This is a genomic window from Amycolatopsis sp. NPDC048633 (assembly GCF_040650695.1).
In the GTDB taxonomy this organism is placed as follows: Bacteria; Actinomycetota; Actinomycetes; order Mycobacteriales; family Pseudonocardiaceae; genus Amycolatopsis.
In genome coordinates this window covers 158,809-176,762 of record NZ_JBEZHS010000005.1, presented here as the reverse complement: position 1 = coordinate 176,762, position 17,954 = coordinate 158,809, and the positions used below count along the sequence as shown (strand labels likewise).

Genomic DNA, 17,954 nt, shown 5'->3' with positions numbered 1-17,954 from the left:
CCCGGAGCCGGGTGATCGCGGAGAAGCTCTCCGGCCAGGGTGCGATGGCGTCGGTGACGCTTCCCGAAGGCCACGTGCTGGACGATCGGTTGTCGGTGGCGGTGGTGAATGGTCCGGCGTCGGTGGTGGTGTCCGGGGATCCCGAGGCGATCGACGATCTTCTGCTGAGCGTTCCGGGCAAGCGGATCGCGGTGGACTACGCGTCGCACTCGATTCACGTGGAGTCCGTGCGGGACGAGATCATCGCGGCGCTGGAGGGCATCGAGCCTCGCGCGGCGACGATCCCGTTCTGCTCCACAGTGTCCGACACGGCGACTTTCGACGCGGAGTACTGGTATCAGAACCTTCGTCAGACCGTGCAGTTCGAACGGGCCGTCCAGTCTCTGGGCGATTGCGTGTTCCTGGAGATGAGCCCGCATCCGGTGCTGACCATGCACATCGAGGGGACCGCTATCGGCTCACTGCGCCGTGGGGACGGCGGACTCGAGCGGTTCCTGACGTCGTTGGCCGAGGCGTACGTGCACGGCGTCGAGGTCGACTGGACGCCTCTGGTAGCCGGTGGGCGGTCGGTGGATCTGCCGACCTATCCCTTCCAGCGGCAGCGTTACTGGCTGAACGCCGACGACCCGGACGCGACCCTGCACGATCACCCGTTCCTCAGCACGGTGACCACCCTGGCGGACTCGGCGATGACGGTGTTCACCGGCCGGCTCGACCCGGACCGGATGCCCTGGCTCACCGAGCATGCCGTCGGGGACACGGTGTTGTTGCCCGGCACGGCCTTCCTCGACCTCGCGTTGTGGGCCGGCGACCAGGTCGGCTCCCCGAGGGTGGCCGAGCTGACGCTCGAGTCCCCGTTGGCGTTGCCGGGTTCCGCCACCGTCCAGCTCACGGTCGACGCCCCGGACCAGTCCGGACAACGGCCGGTGCGGATGTACTCCCGGGCGGCGGACGACGAGTCGTGGACCCGGCACGCGTCCGGCGTCCTCACCGCCGAGGTCTACGCGACCGGCGAACCGATGCCGTGGCCGCCCGCGGATGCGGAACCCATCGAGGTGCCCGGCCTCTACGACAAGCTGACCGGACTCGGCTACCGCTACGGACCCGCGTTCGGCGGCCTGCGGTCGGCGTTCCGGGCAGGTTCGGACCTCTATGCCGAAGTGGCGCTTCCCGAGCGGCTTCGGCCGGAAGCACGCCGGTTCCGGCTGCACCCCGCGCTGCTCGACGCGGCCCTGCACGTCCTCGGGGCCGACCGGACCAAGCCGGCCCTGCCGTTCTCGTGGAGCGGGGTCTCGCTCACCGCGCCCGGAGCGTCCGCGCTCCGGGCGAGGATCTCGCTGCGCGACAACGACGTCGTCGCGATCCAGCTGTCCGACGACCACGGCAACGAGGTCGCCCGGGTGGACGCGCTGGCGCTGCGCTCGCCCACCCCGCGCGACCGGCTGTTCCGGGTCGACTGGACCACGGCCCCCGAAGGAGCGCCCGAGGGCTCGCACACGGTCGTCACGGACCTGGCCGAACTACGGGACATCCCCGCGACCGTCTTCCTGAACGCCCGCTACACCGGCGAAACCGTGCGGGAAGCCACCGTCGGGATGCTGACGGTGTTGCAGGAATGGCTGGACGACGGCCGGTTCAGCGCTTCGCGGCTGGCGATCGTGACCCAGGGCGCGGAACTCACCTGCGCGGCGGTGCAGGGCCTGGTGCGGTCGGCCTGCTCGGAGAACCCGGACCGGTTCGCGCTCGTCGACCTGCGCGCCGGCGACCTCCGGGTGAACGCGGTCCTGGCGGCGCTGGCCGCCGGGGAGACGGAGTGCGAAGTCCGCGATGGGACTGTCCGGGTTCCCCGGTTGACCCGGGTGACCGGAGATCGTGGGACCGCGATCTGGGACACCACGGGCACCGTGCTGATCACCGGCGGCACCGGGGTGCTGGGCGGACTGGTGGCCCGCCACCTCGTCGCCGAACACGGTGTCCGCAGCCTGGTCCTGGTCAGCCGGCAAGGGCACGCTCCCGGCCTGGTGGCGGAGCTCGAAGCCGCCGGTGCGCTGGTGACGGTGGCCGCCTGCGACGTGTCCGACCGCGACGCGCTCGCCCGCGTGCTCGCCGGGATACCGGCCGGGTTCCCGTTGCGCGGTGTCGTGCACGCCGCCGGTGTGGTGGCCGACGGGATCATCGATTCCCTGACACCGCAACGGATGGACGCGGTCCTGGCACCGAAGGCCGACGGGGCATGGCACCTGCACGAGCTGACGAAGGACCTCTCCCGGTTCGTGCTGTTCTCCTCGGCGGCCGGCGTGTTCGGTACGCCGGGACAGGGCAACTACGCGGCGGCGAACGGGTTCCTGGACGCGCTGGCGCGCCACCGCCGGGCCGCCGGACTGCCCGCGGTGTCTCTGGCGTGGGGAATGTGGGAACCGCGCAGCGGACTGACCGGCGGCCTGGGCGAAACCGACGTCGCACGGATGTCCGGCTGGGGAGTGCGTCCGCTGTCCTCGGCCGACGGGCTCGCCTTGTTCGACGCGGCCTGCGCCCAGGACGAGCCGGTGCTGGTCCCGGTCCGGCTGGACGTCACCGGGGTCGACGAAGTGCCTGGCTTGCTGCGGGGACTGGTCGCCGCCAAGGCACCGGTCCAGGTCGAGACCGGGCTCGCCCAGCGCCTCGCGACGCTGCCGGAAGCCGGTCAGGACCGCGCGCTGCTGGACCTGGTGCGGGGACACGCGGCGGCGGTCCTCGGCCACCCCGCGCCCGACCTGGTCGAGACCACCCGGGGGTTCCTGGACGCGGGCTTCGACTCGCTGACCGCGGTGGAACTGCGCAACCGGCTGGCGGCGGCGACCGGCGTGCGCCTGCCCACCACGGCGCTGTTCGACCACCCGACTCCGGTCGCGCTGGCCGAACGCCTGCACCTCGAGCTGGTGGGCGGCCGGTGGTCGCCGATCGACGAGCTCGACCGGCTGGAGGCCCGGTTGCGGGAGTCGGCCGACGACGACACCCGGCTGGCGGTGGCCGGCCGCTTGCGGTCGCTGCTGGCCGGTCTCGGCGGCGGCGCGGACACCGCGAGCCTCGACTCCGCCACCGACGACGAACTGTTCGAGCTGGTCGACGACGATCTGGGGATCCTCTAGATGGACAACGAACAGAAGCTGCGCGACTACCTCAAACGGACCATCGCCGACCTGCAGCAAACCCGAACCCAACTGCGCGAGGCCCAGTCGGCGGCGGGCGAGCCGATCGCGATCGTCGGCATGGGCTGCCGGCTGCCCGGCGGAGTGGTGAGTCCGGCGGACCTGTGGCAGCTGGTCTCCCAGGGGGTCGACGCCGTCTCGGAGTTCCCCACCGACCGCGGCTGGGACCTCGACGCCCTCTACGACGCGGATCCCGGCCGGACCGGCACGAGTTACACGCGCCACGGCGGCTTCCTGCACGACGCCGCGCTGTTCGACCCCGGCCTGTTCGGTGTGTCCCCGCGCGAAGCACTGGCGATGGACCCGCAGCAGCGGCTGATGCTGGAGACCACCTGGGAGGCGTTCGAAAACGCCGGGATCGACCCGCTTTCCCTGCGGGGCAGCGACACCGGCGTCTTCACCGGCGTGATGTACCAGGACTACGCCAGCCGCCTGCACCGGATCCCGGACGGCTTCGAGGGGCAGCTCAGCATCGGCAGCTCGCCCAGCGTCGTGTCCGGCCGGGTGTCCTACACCTTCGGCCTCGAAGGCCCGGCGGTCACCGTGGACACGGCGTGCTCGTCGTCCCTGGTCGCCCTTCACCTGGCCAGCCAGTCGCTGCGGCGCCGCGAATGTTCGCTGGCCCTGACCGGTGGCGTGGCGGTGATGGCCACGCCGGGCACGTTCATCGACTTCAGCCGGCAGGGCGGGCTGGCCCCGGACGGCCGGTGCAAGGCGTTCGCCGCCGCGGCGGACGGCGCCGGGTTCGCCGAAGGGGCCGGCGTGCTGGTGCTCGAACGGCTGGCCGACGCCCGGCGCCACGGCCACCCGGTGCTCGCGCTGGTGCGGGGGAGTGCCGTGAACCAGGACGGGGCGAGCAGCCGGCTGACCGCGCCGAGCGGCCCGGCGCAGCAACGCGTGATCCGGCAGGCCCTGGCCGACGCGGGGCTCACGGCCGCCGACGTCCACGCCGTCGAGGCGCACGGAACCGGCACCACCCTCGGCGATCCCATCGAAGCGCACGCCTTACTGGCGACCTACGGGCAGGACCGGGCCGAGCCGCTGTGGCTGGGTTCGATCAAGTCCAACATCGGGCACACCCAGGCCGCCGCCGGCGTGGCGGGCGTGATCAAGATGGTCATGGCCATGCGCCACGGCACGCTGCCGAAAACCTTGCACGTGGACGGTCCGTCGGCACAGATCGACTGGTCGGCGGGTGCGGTCGAGCTGCTGACCGAGCAGCGTCCGTGGCCAGGCCCGGCTCGGCGGGCCGCCGTCTCGTCGTTCGGCGCCAGCGGGACCAACGCGCACGCGATCCTGGAACAGGCCCCGCCGCCGGAAGAGGCGGGTGACCGGGTCCGGTTCGCCGGGCCGGTGCCGTGCTTGCTGTCCGCCCACAGCGCGGCGGCGTTGCGCACCCAGGCCGAACGTCTCTCGGCGCACCTGGCCGAGACGGACGTCGACGTGCTGGACGTGGGCCACACCCTCGCCGGCCGCGCGATGCTCGGCGAACGGGCGTTCGTGGTCGCCGACGACCGGGACAGCCTGATCACCGCCCTCGACCAGGTCAGGGGCGAAGGAGTTGTCGAGGCCGGCGGGGTCGCGTTCCTGTTCTCCGGTCAGGGCTCCCAGCGGGCGGGGATGGGACGTGAGCTGGCCGCGACCTTCCCGGTGTTCGCCCGCGCGTGGGACGCGATCGGTGCTCACCTCGATCTCAGGACGGACGCCGAAGCGCTGGAGCGGACCGAATTCGCCCAACCCGCCCTGTTCGCGCTCGAGGTCGCCCTGTTCCGGTTGCTGGAGTCTTGGGGGCTGCGACCGGACGCGGTGCTGGGACATTCGGTCGGCGAGGTCGCGGCGGCGCACGTGTCCGGTGTGCTGTCCCTTGTGGACGCTTGTGCGCTGGTGTCCGCGCGGGGGTGCCTGATGCAGGAGCTCCCCGAGGGCGGGGCGATGGTGGCGGTCCGCGCCACCGAGGAGGCGGTCCGGCCGTTGCTGGGCGAGGGGGTCGACCTCGCGGCGGTCAACGGCCCGTCGTCGGTCGTGCTCTCCGGTGACGTGGACGCCGTGCTGGCGCTGGCCGCACGGTTCGGGGATTCGAAGCGGCTGCGGGTGAGCCACGCGTTCCACTCGGCGCGGATGGAGCCGATGCTCGCGGAGTTCCGCCGGGTCGTCGAGAGCTTTTCCTTCCGGCCGCCCGAGATCCAGGTCGTGTCCGGTGCCGTCACGGACCCGGAGTACTGGGTGCGCCAGGTCCGGGAACCGGTCCGGTTCGCCGACGGCATGCGGACGCTGCTCGCCCTCGGCGTCCGGTCCTTCGTGGAGCTCGGGCCGGACGGGACGTTGTCGGCGATGGGCCAGGACTGCGTCGGCGAGACCGGTGCGGTCCTCGTGCCTGCCCTGCGCCGGGACCGGCCCGAGCCGCACTCGGTCGTCACCGCACTGGCCCGCGTGCACGGGCGGGGTGTCCCGGTCGACTGGACGAGGTACTTCGCGGACACCGGGGCACGTCACGTGGAGTTGCCCACCTACGCGTTCCAACGCAAACGTTTTTGGCTCGACGCGCCCCGCGAGGCCGACGACGTCACTTCGGTCGAGTTGGCCGGAGTCGACGGCCTGCTGCTGACCAAGAAGCTGTTGCTGCGGTCGCATCCCTGGCTCGCCGACCACGCGGTGCTGGGATCGGTGGTGCTGCCGGGCACGGCGTTGCTGGAGCTGGCGGTCCAGGCCGGTGACCGGGCCGGCTGTGGCCGGGTCGCCGAACTCACCCTGCACGCCCCGATCGTCCTGCCCGCCACCGGTGAGATCGACCTGCAGGTGCGGGTGGACGATCAGCGGGCGTTGACCATCCACTCCCGTGACGGCTCCGAGTGGGTGCACAACGCCAGTGGCGTGCTGTCCGGTGGCGTGCCCGAGGCCTTCCGGCTCATCGACTGGCCGCCGTCCGAGGCCGACGCCCTCGACGTGGCCGGCCACTACGACCGGCTCGCCGACGCCGGACTCCGCTACGGGCCGGCGTTCCGCGGTTTGCGAGCGGCCTGGCGGCGCGGCGACGAAGTGTTCGCCGAGGTCACGCTCCAGGACGCCCACCTCCCGGCGGTGCTCGACGCGGCCCTGCACGCGATCGGGCTGGGGTCGCTCGGCGACTCGGGCCTCGCGCAGCTGCCGTTCGCCTGGCACGACGTCGACCTGTACGCCACCGGTGCCTCGACGGTCCGGGTCCGGATCACCCCGGCCGGACCCGGCGCCGTCGCCCTGCAGATCGCCGACGGCACCGGGCTTCCGGTGGCCTCGATCGGATCGCTGACGCTCCGACCGGCCACAGTGGACTCGAAGCGCGACAGCATGTACCGCGTCGAGTGGGTTCCGGTGCCGGCCGGATCGCCCGCCACGGACGTGGTCCTGACCAGGTGTGACCCCGGAGCCGGCCTGCCCGAGGGCGGGGGACAGGCAGCCCGCGGCGCACTGGAACAGGTCCAGCGGTGGCTCGCCGAAGAGCGACCGGACCGGCTCGCGTTCGTCACCAGCGGTGCCGTCGCCGTCGGCGACCAGGACGTCACGGATCTGGCGAACGCCCCGGTGTGGGGCCTGCTGAGGTCCGCGCAGAACGAGCACCCGGACCGGTTCCTGCTGGTGGACGTCGACGACGACCCGGAGTCGGCGCGGGTCCTGCCGGACCTGCTCGGCGCCGGTGAGCCGCAGCTGGCGATCCGCGCCGGGATCGGGTACGCACCGAGGCTCACCCGGTTCACCACGGGCAGCCGACGACTGGACGTGACCGCGCCGGGCACCCTCGACGGCCTCGCCTGGGTCCCGGCACCGGAGGCGGAGCGGCCCCTCGGCCCCGGCGAAGTGCGGGTCGAGATGCGCGCCGCCGGCGTGAACTTCCGAGATGTGCTGCTCACCCTCGGCATGTACCCGGGAACGGCGGTGGTCGGCTGCGAAGGCGCCGGTGTCGTGAGAGAAGCCGGGCCGGGCGTGACCCGGTTCCGGCCGGGCGACCGCGTGTTCGGGCTGTTCGGGGGTGCTTTTGGCCCGCTCGCCGTGACCGATCACCGGCTGCTGGCGCCGACTCCGGCCGGTTGGACCGCCGAACAGGCTGCCGCGGTGCCGCTGGTGTTCCTGACCGCCTACTACGGGCTGCACGACCTCGCCGGCGTCCGAGCCGGGGAACGGGTGCTCGTGCACGCGGCGGCCGGCGGGGTCGGGATGGCGGCCGTCCAGCTGGCCCGGCACTTCGGCGCCGAGGTGTTCGGCACCGCCGGCCCGGGCAAGCAGGACGCGTCCGGCCTGGACGACGAGCACTTCGCCTCGTCACGGGAACTGGGCTTCGAGACGAAGTTCGGCCGCGTCGACGTCGTGTTGAATTCATTGGCCCGGGAGTTCGTGGACGCGTCGCTGCGGCTGCTGCGGCCCGGCGGCCGGTTCCTCGAGATGGGCAAGACCGACATCCGTGACGCGGCCGAGCACCCCGGGCTGCTCTACCGGCCCTTCGACCTGTTCGAAGCGGGCACCGACCGGCTCGGGGAGATGCTCGGCGAGATCGTCGACCTGTTCGACCGGGGCGTGCTCTGCCACCTGCCGGTGACCACCTGGCCGCTCGGCCGGGCCGAGCAGGCGTTCCGGTTCCTCGCCCAGGCGAAACACGTCGGCAAGGTCGTGCTGACCGTGCCGAAACCCCTCGACCCCGACGGCACGGTCCTGATCACCGGCGGCACCGGGGCGCTGGGCGGCCTGGTCGCCCGGCACCTGGTGACCGAACACGGCATCCGGCACCTGGTGCTGGCGAGCCGCCGGGGCGAAGCCCCCGAGCTGTGCGCGGAACTGACCGCCCTCGGCGCCGAAGTCACCACGGTCGCCTGTGATCTGGCCGACCGCGCGGCCGTCGCGCGGATGCTGGCCGCGATCCCGCACCGGTTGACGGCGGTGGTGCACGCGGCCGGGGTGCTCGCCGACGCCACCGTCTCCGCCTTGACGCCGGAGCGGCTCGACGAGGTGCTCCGGCCCAAGCTGGACGCCGCCTGGCACCTGCACGAGCTGACCACGGACCTCTCGGCGTTCGTGCTGTTCTCCTCGGCGGCCGGGATCCTCGGCGGGCCGGGGCAGGCCAACTACGCGGCGGGCAACGCCTTCCTGGACGCCCTCGCCCAGCACCGCCGCGCACACGGCCTGCCGGGCGTCTCCCTGGCCTGGGGCGCCTGGGAACACGGCATGGCCGGTCAGCTCGACGAACGGGATCGCGCCCGCATCAGCGGGTCGGGCATCGCGCCGCTGTCCGAGCAGGACGGGCTGGCCCTGTTCGACGCCGCGCTCGGCGCGGAGGAAGCCGTGCTGGTTCCGGTCCGGTTCGACCCGGCCGCGCTGCGCTCGGAAGCACCGGTGCTGCGACGTCTGGTGCGCGGCCGGACCCGCCGGGTGGCCGAAGTCGCGATCACGTCCACTGTGGACACGTCGGAACCCGCGCTGCTGGACCTGGTGTGCGAGCACGCGGCGATGGTGCTCGGGTTCGGCTCGGCGGCGGAGATCGACCGCGGCCGGGCCTTCCGGGACCTGGGCTTCGACTCGCTCACCTCGGTCGAGCTGCGCAACCGGCTGGGCGCCGCCACCGGCCTGCGGCTGCCGTCGACGCTGGTGTTCGACCAGCCGACCCCGGTGGCGCTCGCTGCCTTGCTGCACAAGGAACTGCTGGGCACGCCAGGCGACGCCGTGCCTGCCGAAACTGTCCGGGTCGCGCCCGCCGACGAGCCGATCGCCATCGTCTCGATGAGCTGCCGGTTGCCCGGCGGGGCGGACTCGCCCGAGGACCTCTGGGAGCTGGTCGCCGCCGGCCGGGACGCCATCGCGGGGTTCCCGGCCGACCGCGGCTGGGACGTCGGCGGGCTGGGGCCCAGCGGAGGCGGGTTCCGCTACGACGCCGCCGAGTTCGACGCGGGCTTCTTCGGGATCTCCCCGCGGGAGGCGCTCGCGATGGACCCGCAGCAGCGGATGCTGCTGGAAGGGTCGTGGACGCTCTTCGAACGGGCCGGGCTGGATCCCGCGTCGCTGCGCGGCGCGCCGGTCGGGGTCTACGTCGGCGCGATCCACAACGGCTACGCCGAACGCATGGGCAGCGACCGCGACAGCGTCGAGGGCTACCTGGTGACCGGCACGATGAACAGCGTCGCCTCGGGCCGGCTGGCCTACACCTACGGGTTCGAAGGCCCGGCGATCACCGTGGACACCGCGTGCTCGTCGTCCCTGGTGGCGATCCACCTGGCGGCCCAGGCGCTCCGCCAGGGCGAGTGTTCGCTGGCCGTGGCCGGTGGGGTGACCATCTCGGCGACCCCGGACATCTTCGTCGAGTTCGGCAAGCAGCAGGCGTTGTCCGCGGACGGGCGGTGCAAGGCCTTCTCGGCGGCCGCCGACGGTTTCGGGGTGGCCGACGGGCTCGGCCTGGTGCTGCTCGAACGGCTCTCCGACGCCCGGCGCCACGGCCACCGGGTGCTGGCGGTGGTGCGCGGTTCGGCGGTCAACCAGGACGGGGCCTCCAACGGGCTGACCGCGCCGAGCGGGCCGGCGCAGCAGCGGGTGATCGGCCAAGCGCTGGCGAACGCGGGCCTGCGACCGTCCGAAGTGGACGTCGTGGAGGCGCACGGCACGGGCACCCGCCTCGGTGACCTGATCGAGGCGCAGGCGCTGGCAGCCGCGTACGGGCCGGTCCGGGTGGGCTCGGTCAAGTCCAACATCGGGCACGCCCAGGCGGCCGCGGGCGTGGCCGGCCTGATCAAGATGGTGCAGGCGCTGCGCGCGGGTGTGCTGCCGAAGACCCTGCACGTCGACACGCCGCTGCCGGAACTGGCGGAGCTGCGGTTGCTGAGCGAGGCCGAAGACTGGCCGGAGACCGGCCGGCCGCGCCGGGCCGGGGTGTCGTCCTTCGGGATCAGCGGCACCAACGCGCACCTCGTGGTCGAGCAGGCCCCAGCCGACACAGTCGACAAGGCGACCTCGGACGCTCCGGCGCTGGTGCCGTGGGTGGTGTCCGCCCGCAGCGCGCAGGCGCTGACGGCTCGGCTCGATCAGCTGCGGTCGCACGTGCTGGCGCACCCGGAGCTCAGCCCGGCCGACATCGGCTTCAGCCTGGCGACCGGCCGGTCGGTGATGCGGCACCGGTCGGTGGCGATCGGCGAAAGCCGTGAGGAACTGCTCGCGAACCTCGGCGCGGTGACCGGCGACGCGCCGACGTCAGCCGGGGTGGTCTTCGTGTTCCCGGGTCAGGGCTCGCAGTGGACCGGGATGGCGACGGAGCTGCTGGAGTCCTCGCCCGTGTTCGCCGAGCGGATGCGGGAGTGCGCGGCGGCCATCGCGTCCCTTTCGGACATCGACGTCCTCGCCGCGCTGCGGGACGGATCGGCGCTGGACCGGGTGGAGGTCGTGCAGCCCGTCTTGTTCGCGGTCATGGTGTCGCTGGCCGAGCTGTGGCGGTCCTCCGGCGTGCGGCCGGCCGCGGTGATCGGCCATTCGCAAGGCGAGGTCGCGGCCGCCTGCGTCGCCGGCGCGTTGTCCCTGGCCGACGCCGCCCGGGTCGTCGTGACGCGCAGCCGGTTGTTCGCGGAGACCATGGCGGGCGAGGGAGCCGTGCTGGCGGTGGCCCGGCCGGCCGACGAGGTCGCGCGGAGGCTGACCCGGTGGGACGGCCGGCTGTCGGTGGCCGGGAGGAACGGGCCCGCCTCCTCGACCGTGGCCGGTGACCTGGCCGCGCTGGCCGAGTTCGCCGCGGAATGTGCGGCGGCCGGGGTGCGCACCCGGATGGTGCCGGGCACGATCGCGTCCCATTCGCCTCAGGTGGACCGGATCCGCGACCGGCTGCTGGCCGAGCTGGCCGAGGTGACACCCCGGGCCGGTGAGGTGCCGTTCTACTCCACGGTCACGGCGTCCCTGCTGGACACGACGATCTTGGACACGGAGTACTGGTTCCGCAACGTCCGTGAGCCGGTCGACTTCGAAGGCGCCGTCCGGGCCGCCATGGCCGACGGGCACGCCGTGTTCGTCGAGGCCAGCCCGCATCCGGTGCTCACGATGAGCATCGCCGACATCGGCGCCGTCGCGGTCGGCTCGCTGCGCCGCGGCGAGGGACACCTGCGGCGGTTCCTGACCTCGCTGGCCGAGGCCTACGTCCACGGTGCCGACGTCGGCTGGGCGTTCCCGGCCGGCGCCCGGCTCGTCGACCTTCCGACGTACCCGTTCCAGCGTGACCGGTACTGGCCGGACGGCGCCCGGTCCGCCGACGTGCGGTCGGCCGGCCTGGACGCCGCGGAGCACCCCTTGCTCGGCGCGACCGTGACCCTGGCGGAGTCCGACAGCGTGGTGTGCACTGGGCTCTTGTCGCCGGGCACCCAGCCTTGGCTGGCCGACCACGTGGTGGCCGGCACGGTTTTGTTCCCCGGCACGGGTTTCGTCGAGCTGGTCCGGCACGCGGGCGAGCAGGTCGGCTGCGGCACGCTCGACCGGCTGACCCTGACCACGCCCCTCGCCCTGTCCACCGGGGAAAGCGTGCAGGTGCAGGTCACGGTGAGCGCGCCGGATTCGTCCGGGGCCCGGCCGGTGGCCATCCACTCCCGGCGACCGGACACCGATTCCTGGATTCGGCACGCCACCGGCCTGGTGACCCCGGGGCAGCCGCGGTACTTCGAGCTGACCCAGTGGCCGCCGGCCGACGCGGTCGCGCTGGACCTGGACGGGCTCTACGAGCGGCTGGCCGGGGCCGGCCTGGCGTACGGTCCCGCGTTCCGGGGCCTGGGCGCGGCCTGGCAGCGCGGCGACGACCTGTTCGCCGAGGTGTCATTGCCCGCAGACATTCGTGACGCCGGCCGCTACGGCCTGCACCCGGCCGCCTTGGACGCCGCACTGCACGTGCTGGGCATCGCCGGCCGGGGCATGCTGCTGCCGTTCGAATGGTCCGGGGTGTCGTGGCACGCCACCGGGGCGTCGACGCTTCGAGTGCGGCTGGCCCCGGCGGGCACCGATGCGTTCTCGATCGAACTGGCCGACGCCACGGGTTCGCCGGTGGCGTCGGTGGAGTCGCTGTCGTTCCGGGCGGCCACCGGCGGGCGACCGGACTCGCTGTACCGGCTCGACTGGGTACCGGTGCGTGCGGCCGGGCCGGCGGCCGAGGTCGTGTTCGCCGAGAACTTCAGCGGTACCGCGGACGCGCTCGGCCTGATGCAGGCCTGGCTGGCCCAGGACACCGGCGCCCGGCTGGTGTTCGTCACCCGGGCGGCGGTGGCGGCCCGGCCGGGCGAGGACGTGACCGACCTGGCCCGGGCCGGCGTCTGGGGGCTGGTCAGGTCCGCGCAGTCGGAGCACCCGGAGCGGTTCGGCCTGCTGGATCTGGACGGGGAGCTGCCGGAAGGCGCCGTCGCCGCGGCCTTCGGTGCGGGCGAGACGCAGCTGGCGGTCCGGGCCGGCGAACTCCTGGCGCCCCGGCTGGAACGGCTCACCGATGAGCTGCGGCCACCGGCCGGCTCCTGGCGGCTGCACAGCGGCCAGGGCGCTTTGCGAGACCTGTCGTTGGGCGCGGCGCCCGAGGCCGACCGGCCGCTGGCCGCCGGTCAGGTGCGGGTCGCGGTCCGGGCGGCCGGGGTGAACTTCCGGGACGTCATGGTCGCGCTGGGCCTGGTGCCCGAGGGTGACCGGGCGATCGGTGCCGAGGCCGCGGGCGTGGTCGTCGAGATCGGCCCGGACGTCGCCGGTCTGGCGCCGGGCGACGCCGTCCTGGGCCTGTTCTCCGGCGCGTTCGGACCGGTGGCGGTCACCGACCACCGGATGCTGGCGCGGATCCCGCGAGGCTGGTCCCACGCCCAGGCCGCCGCGACCCCGGTCGCGTTCCTGACCGCCTGCTACGCGCTCACCGACCTGGCCGGTGTCCGATCAGGACAGTCGGTGCTGGTGCACGCCGCGGCGGGCGGGGTGGGCATGGCCGCCGTGCGGATCGCCCGGCAGCTGGGCGCGGAGGTGTACGCAACGGCGAGCCCGGGCAAATGGGAGGCCTTGCGGTCGCTGGGTTTGCCGGACGACCACATCGCCTCGTCCCGGGATCTCGAGTTCGAAACGAAGTTCCCCCCGGTGGACGTCGTGCTCAACTCGCTGGCGAACGAGTTCGTCGACGCGTCACTGCGGCTGTTGCGACCGGGTGGCCGGTTCCTCGAGATGGGCAAGACCGACATCCGCGAACCCGCCGACCACCCCGACGTCACCTATCGGGCGTTCGACCTGGCCGAAGCCGGGCCGGAGCGGATCGGCCGGATGCTGGCCGACGTGCTGGCGATGCTCGAGACCGGGCAGCTGCTTCCGTTGCCCACCAAGCTGTGGGACGTCCGCCAGGCGCGGGAGGCGTTCCGGTTCCTGGCGCAGGCCCGGCACGTGGGCAAGGTCGTGCTGACCGTGCCGCCGCCGCTCGACCCGAAGGGCACGGTGCTGATCACCGGCGGCACCGGCACCCTCGGGCGCCGGATCGCCAAGCACCTGGTGGCCGAACACGGCGTGCGGCACCTGCTGCTGACCACGCGCCGCGAGGACCACCCGCCGGTCGACGTGGACGCCGAGGTGGTCGTCTGCGACGTCGGCGACCGAGCCGACCTGGAGCGGCTGCTCGCGCGGATCCCCGCCGAGCGCCCGCTGACCGCGGTCGTGCACGCGGCCGGAGTGCTGGACGACGGCGTCATCGAGTCGCTGACGCCGAGCCGGCTGGACCGGGTCTCGCGGCCGAAGGCCGAAGCGGCCTGGCACCTGCACGAGCTCACCCGCGAGCTGGACCTGGCCGCATTCGTGCTGTTCTCCTCCAGCGCGGGTGTCCTCGGCTCGGCCGGCCAGGGCAGCTACGCCGCGGCGAACACCTCCCTGGACGCGCTCGCGGCGCACCGGCAGGCGCGGGGACTGCCCGCGGTCTCGCTGGCCTGGGGCCTCTGGGCGGACGAAAGCGGGATGACCGCCACCGCGGACACCGCGCGACTGTCCCGGGCCGGGCTCGAGGGCCTGTCCACCGTGGAAGGGCTGGCGCTGTTCGACGCCGCACTGGCGGCCGGTCTGCCGATGGTGGTTCCCGCGAAGCTGGCGCCGCGGGCGCGGGTCCCGCGGCCGGCTGTCCGGTCCGATGTGGACGGTCTACGGCGACGGCTGGCCGGCCTGTCCGCGGCCGACCAGGAGAAGACCCTGGTGGAGCTGGTGCGCGGCCACGCGGCCGCCGTGCTCGGCCACGCCGGGCCCGAGGCCGTAGCGCCGGAGCAGGCATTTCTGGAGATCGGGTTCGACTCGCTGACCGCGATGGAGCTGCGCAACAGCCTCAACGCGGCGACCGGCCTGCGGCTGCCGGCCAGTGCGGTGTTCGACCACCACACCCCGGCCGGGCTCGCCGGGCACCTGCTGGCCGAGCTCGGCACCGAAGCGCCCGCGACGACGGACCTGCTCGGCGACCTGTTCCGCCAGGCCGTCGCCGACGGGCGCGTACCGGAAGGCCTCGAGCTGCTCAAGGCGGCGGGCGGGTTGCGGCCCACCTTCACCTCGGCGGTGCGACCTCCACGGCAGGTGCCGCTGGCCACCGGGCCGAACCCGACCGGCCTGCTCTGCTTCCCGTCCCCGATGGTGATGGGCGGCGTCCAGCAGTACGCCCGCCTGGCCGCGCACTGGCGTGACGTGCGTGCGGTGCACGCCATGCCGGTGCCGGGCTTCACCGGCAACGAGCCGCTGCCGGCCACAGTGGACGCTCTGGCTAGCGTGCTCGCCGAAGCCGCGCTGAGCCAGGGTGATCCGCGCGGACAGGTGCTACTGGGCTACTCCTGGGGCGGCTTGCTCGCGCTGGCCACCGCGAGTGCGTTGGAGCGCCAAGGCGTCCGGTCCGCGGGGGTCGTGTTGCTCGACACTTACCTCGACGGCGTCGACGGGCTTTTCGAGCAGCTGCTGCACGGACTGCTGGAACGAGAACCGCTGTTCGGCCCGTTCACCGGCACCCGGCTGTCGGCGATGGGCCAGTACCTCCGGCTGCTCGGCGGGTACCGGCCGCCGGAGATCACCGCGCCGGTGCTTTTCGTGCGGCCCGAGGGCTCGGCCGGTCTGCGGCCGGGCTGGCCCACGGTGCGGGACGTGCCCGGTGACCACTTCACGATGGTGCAGGAGCACGCCGGCGACACCGTGTCCGCGATCGAAGAATGGTTGGGAGAGTTCGATGAAGGTTCTGTTCACGACGCTGGCGGCGAACGCGCACCTGTACAACCTGGTGCCGATGGCGTGGGCGCTGCGCGCGGCCGGGCATGACGTCCGGATCGCCGCCCAGCCGGACCTCACCGACGCCATCGTCCACACCGGACTGCCGGCGGTCGCGGCGGGCCCGGCGCTGGACCTGGCCGGACTGAGCCGGAAGGCCCAGGAGCGGCCCGCCAGCAAGACCGTCTTCGGCTCCGAGTTCGACATCACCGAGACCCGGGAGGACCGGCTCACGCTGGACTACGTCCGTGGCGTGTTCACGACGTGGTGCTCGTTCGGGCTGGAACGGCTCGCCCACGAGGCGGTGCTCGACGACCTGGTCGGGTTCGCCCGGGCCTGGCAGCCGGATCTGGTCATCTGGGACGCGCTGACGTACATGGGCCCGATCGCCGCGCGCGCCAGTGGCGCGGCGCACGTCCGGATGCTGTTCGGGCTCGACCACTGGGCCCGCATGCGCGGCTTGTTCACCGAACTGGGCGGCGCCGAAGGAGCCGATCCGATGGCGGAGTGGCTGTCGGGCAAGCTGGACCGGTACGGCTGCACGTTCGACGAGGAGCTGATCCTCGGGCAGCGCACGCTCGACCCGCTGCCGCCGTGGACCCGGTTCCCGGTCGGCGTCGACTACCTTCCGGTGCGTCACGTGCCGTACAACGGCCCGTCGGTCGTGCCGGCGTGGCTGTCCGAGCCGCCCGCCCGGCGCCGGGTCTGCGTCACCCTCGGCATGTCCCGGCGCGACCTGTGGGGCACGGACCGGTTCTCGGCCGACGACCTGTTCGACGCGGTGGCCGGCCTGGACGTCGAGGTGGTCGCGACGCTGACCGCCCGGCAGGCCGAGTCGGCCTCGGCGGTACCGGACAACGTCAAGCTGTTCGACTTCGTCCCGCTGGACGCGCTGCTGCCGACGTGCGCGGCGGTGGTCCACCACGGCGGCGCGGGCACGACCGGGAACGCCGTGGTGCACGGGGTGCCGCAACTGGTGATCCCGGGCAACATGTGGGACAAGGCCGGCCTGGCCGAGCTGCTGGCCGGCGAGGGAGCCGGTCTGGTGCTGGAACACGAGCAGGTGACCGCCGGACAGCTGCGCGCGCAGCTGCTGAGGCTCCTCGACGAGCCGTCGTTCGCCGCGTCCGCGGAGAAGGTGCGGGCGCAGATCGAGGAAATCCCCACGCCGGCCCGGATCGTGCCGGAGCTGGAACGGCTAGTCCAGGACTGACGGTTGCCGCTCGGCGGCGGACACGCCCCAGAACAGGGGCGTGGCGTCGTCGAGCAGCAGCCCTGCCGCCCACCGCGGCTCCACCAGCAGGACGTCGTCGTCGCACTCCGTCGTCCACTGTGGACAACAGGCCAGCACGACGAGCAGGTCGCTGTCGGCTTCCGGCACGACGTCGGGCTCGGTGACCAGGGCCAAGGTCACCGTGGCCGCCAGCGGGTGCCGCGTCCGCAGGGACAGGCCCGCCGGGTGCGGGGACAGGTCGAAGTCCAGCCTCGCGTCCAGCTCCCGCGCCCTGGCCAGCCACCGGGTCAGGAGGTCGGCCCACGGCGCACTGGTGGCGAACCGGGCCGGCTCGGACTCGGAGGCCAGCGGCACGGACAGCAACGCCAGCAGGTAGTCCCGGATCATCCGGCCCGCCCGAGCAGGCCGGCGTCGAGAAAAGCCCGCGACACCGAAGGATCCTCGAACACCCCGTTGTCCCGGAGCATGCGCAGCGTCGGCGTCGCGTTGCGCAGCACGGCATCGCGATTCCGCGCCGACGCGGACATCTCGGCCACGATCCGCACCGGGTCGTCGAACTCGCCGGGCATGCTCCGCAGCACGCTGGTCAGCGCGGGCTCGTCCGGCCAGAGGAACGCGTGGATCACCCGGGGCAGCAGCGCGCCGATCTTGCGGCGCAACGGCAGCGGCATCCTCGGCCACAGCAGTTCGAACAGCTGGCGGAAGAACGCGTGGTGCCGGCCCTCGTCCGCGGCGTGGTCCCGCGCGAGCTCACGCACGGCCGGCTGCACGGCGGGATCCTTCGGCAGCTTGGTCAGGGTGCCGGTGATCAGGGTCTCCGACACGATCGCGAAGAACAGCTTGACCAGCGGCCGGTACGCGGGCAGCTCGGCCGAGTACAGCGCGGCGAGCTCGGTGAGGAAACGCGGCCGGTGCTCGATCGGGACCACCCCGGTCTCGGCCACGACCGCCGACTTGAGCGTGTTGGACATCTCCGCGTGGCCGGCTTCGTCGGTGTAGATCCGCAGCACGTCGTCCTTCATGGCGGCGGGCAGCCACGGCAGGAAGCCCGGCGACCGCAGCAGCGCGCAGATCTCGTTGACCGGCCCCATTTCCAGCTGGACGGTGAACTCCAGGTGCAGGTAGAGGCTGTGGACGAGGATCGCCGCGCGGACGCCGGCCGGTGCCGCGAGCACCCGCGGGCACGCCGACAGCGGGCACAGGTCCGCCGAGAAGTAGTGCCGGCCCGTGGTGAACGGGGAGTCCCGGTGAGGCTTGGAGCGCACCCAGGACCGCTGGTCCCACTCGGTGAACCTCGACCGGTATTCGCTTGCCGTCAA

General features: G+C 73.2%; 5 protein-coding genes (1 of these 5 running past the window's edge). 3 read left to right on the top strand and 2 right to left on the bottom strand.

Annotated elements, in window-relative coordinates:
* The 3 genes in view from AB0C38_RS13315 to AB0C38_RS13305 are tightly spaced (each overlapping or abutting the next) and all read left to right on the top strand, a layout consistent with a single transcriptional unit that may run on beyond the window.
* Positions 1–3,128: the end of an SDR family NAD(P)-dependent oxidoreductase gene (locus AB0C38_RS13315; RefSeq protein WP_360671415.1), read on the top strand. 13,129 nt of this gene lie to the left of the window's left edge; the window shows 3,128 of its 16,257 coding nt (coding positions 13,130–16,257); its start codon lies beyond the left edge, outside the window; its stop codon occupies positions 3,126–3,128.
* Positions 3,129–15,452 (top strand): SDR family NAD(P)-dependent oxidoreductase, encoded by a 12,324-nt coding sequence (locus tag AB0C38_RS13310; protein ID WP_360671412.1) that lies wholly within the window; start codon positions 3,129–3,131, stop codon positions 15,450–15,452.
* Positions 15,364–16,614, top strand: coding sequence for an activator-dependent family glycosyltransferase (locus AB0C38_RS13305; RefSeq protein ID WP_360671408.1), 1,251 nt, complete (start codon positions 15,364–15,366; stop codon positions 16,612–16,614). The genes AB0C38_RS13310 and AB0C38_RS13305 overlap by 89 nt, the downstream gene beginning before the upstream one ends.
* Here AB0C38_RS13305 and AB0C38_RS13300 read toward each other — a convergent pair.
* Complete coding sequence (locus AB0C38_RS13300) at positions 16,600–17,022, bottom strand: hypothetical protein (RefSeq protein WP_360671405.1); 423 nt, start codon at positions 17,020–17,022, stop codon at positions 16,600–16,602. The genes AB0C38_RS13305 and AB0C38_RS13300 overlap by 15 nt on opposite strands.
* Entirely contained in the window at positions 17,019–17,954 is a 936-nt protein-coding gene (locus tag AB0C38_RS13295; RefSeq protein WP_360671402.1) for a diiron oxygenase, read from the bottom strand. The genes AB0C38_RS13300 and AB0C38_RS13295 overlap by 4 nt, the downstream gene beginning before the upstream one ends.

Excerpts from the sequence above, each read along its gene's own strand:
- AB0C38_RS13310 (WP_360671412.1), top strand. The coding sequence starts at position 3,129 with ATGGACAACGAACAGAAGCTGCGCGACTACCTCAAACGGACCATCGCC.
- AB0C38_RS13305 (WP_360671408.1), top strand. The coding sequence starts at position 15,364 with ATGAAGGTTCTGTTCACGACGCTGGCGGCGAACGCGCACCTGTACAAC.
- AB0C38_RS13300 (WP_360671405.1), bottom strand. The coding sequence starts at position 17,022 with ATGATCCGGGACTACCTGCTGGCGTTGCTGTCCGTGCCGCTGGCCTCC.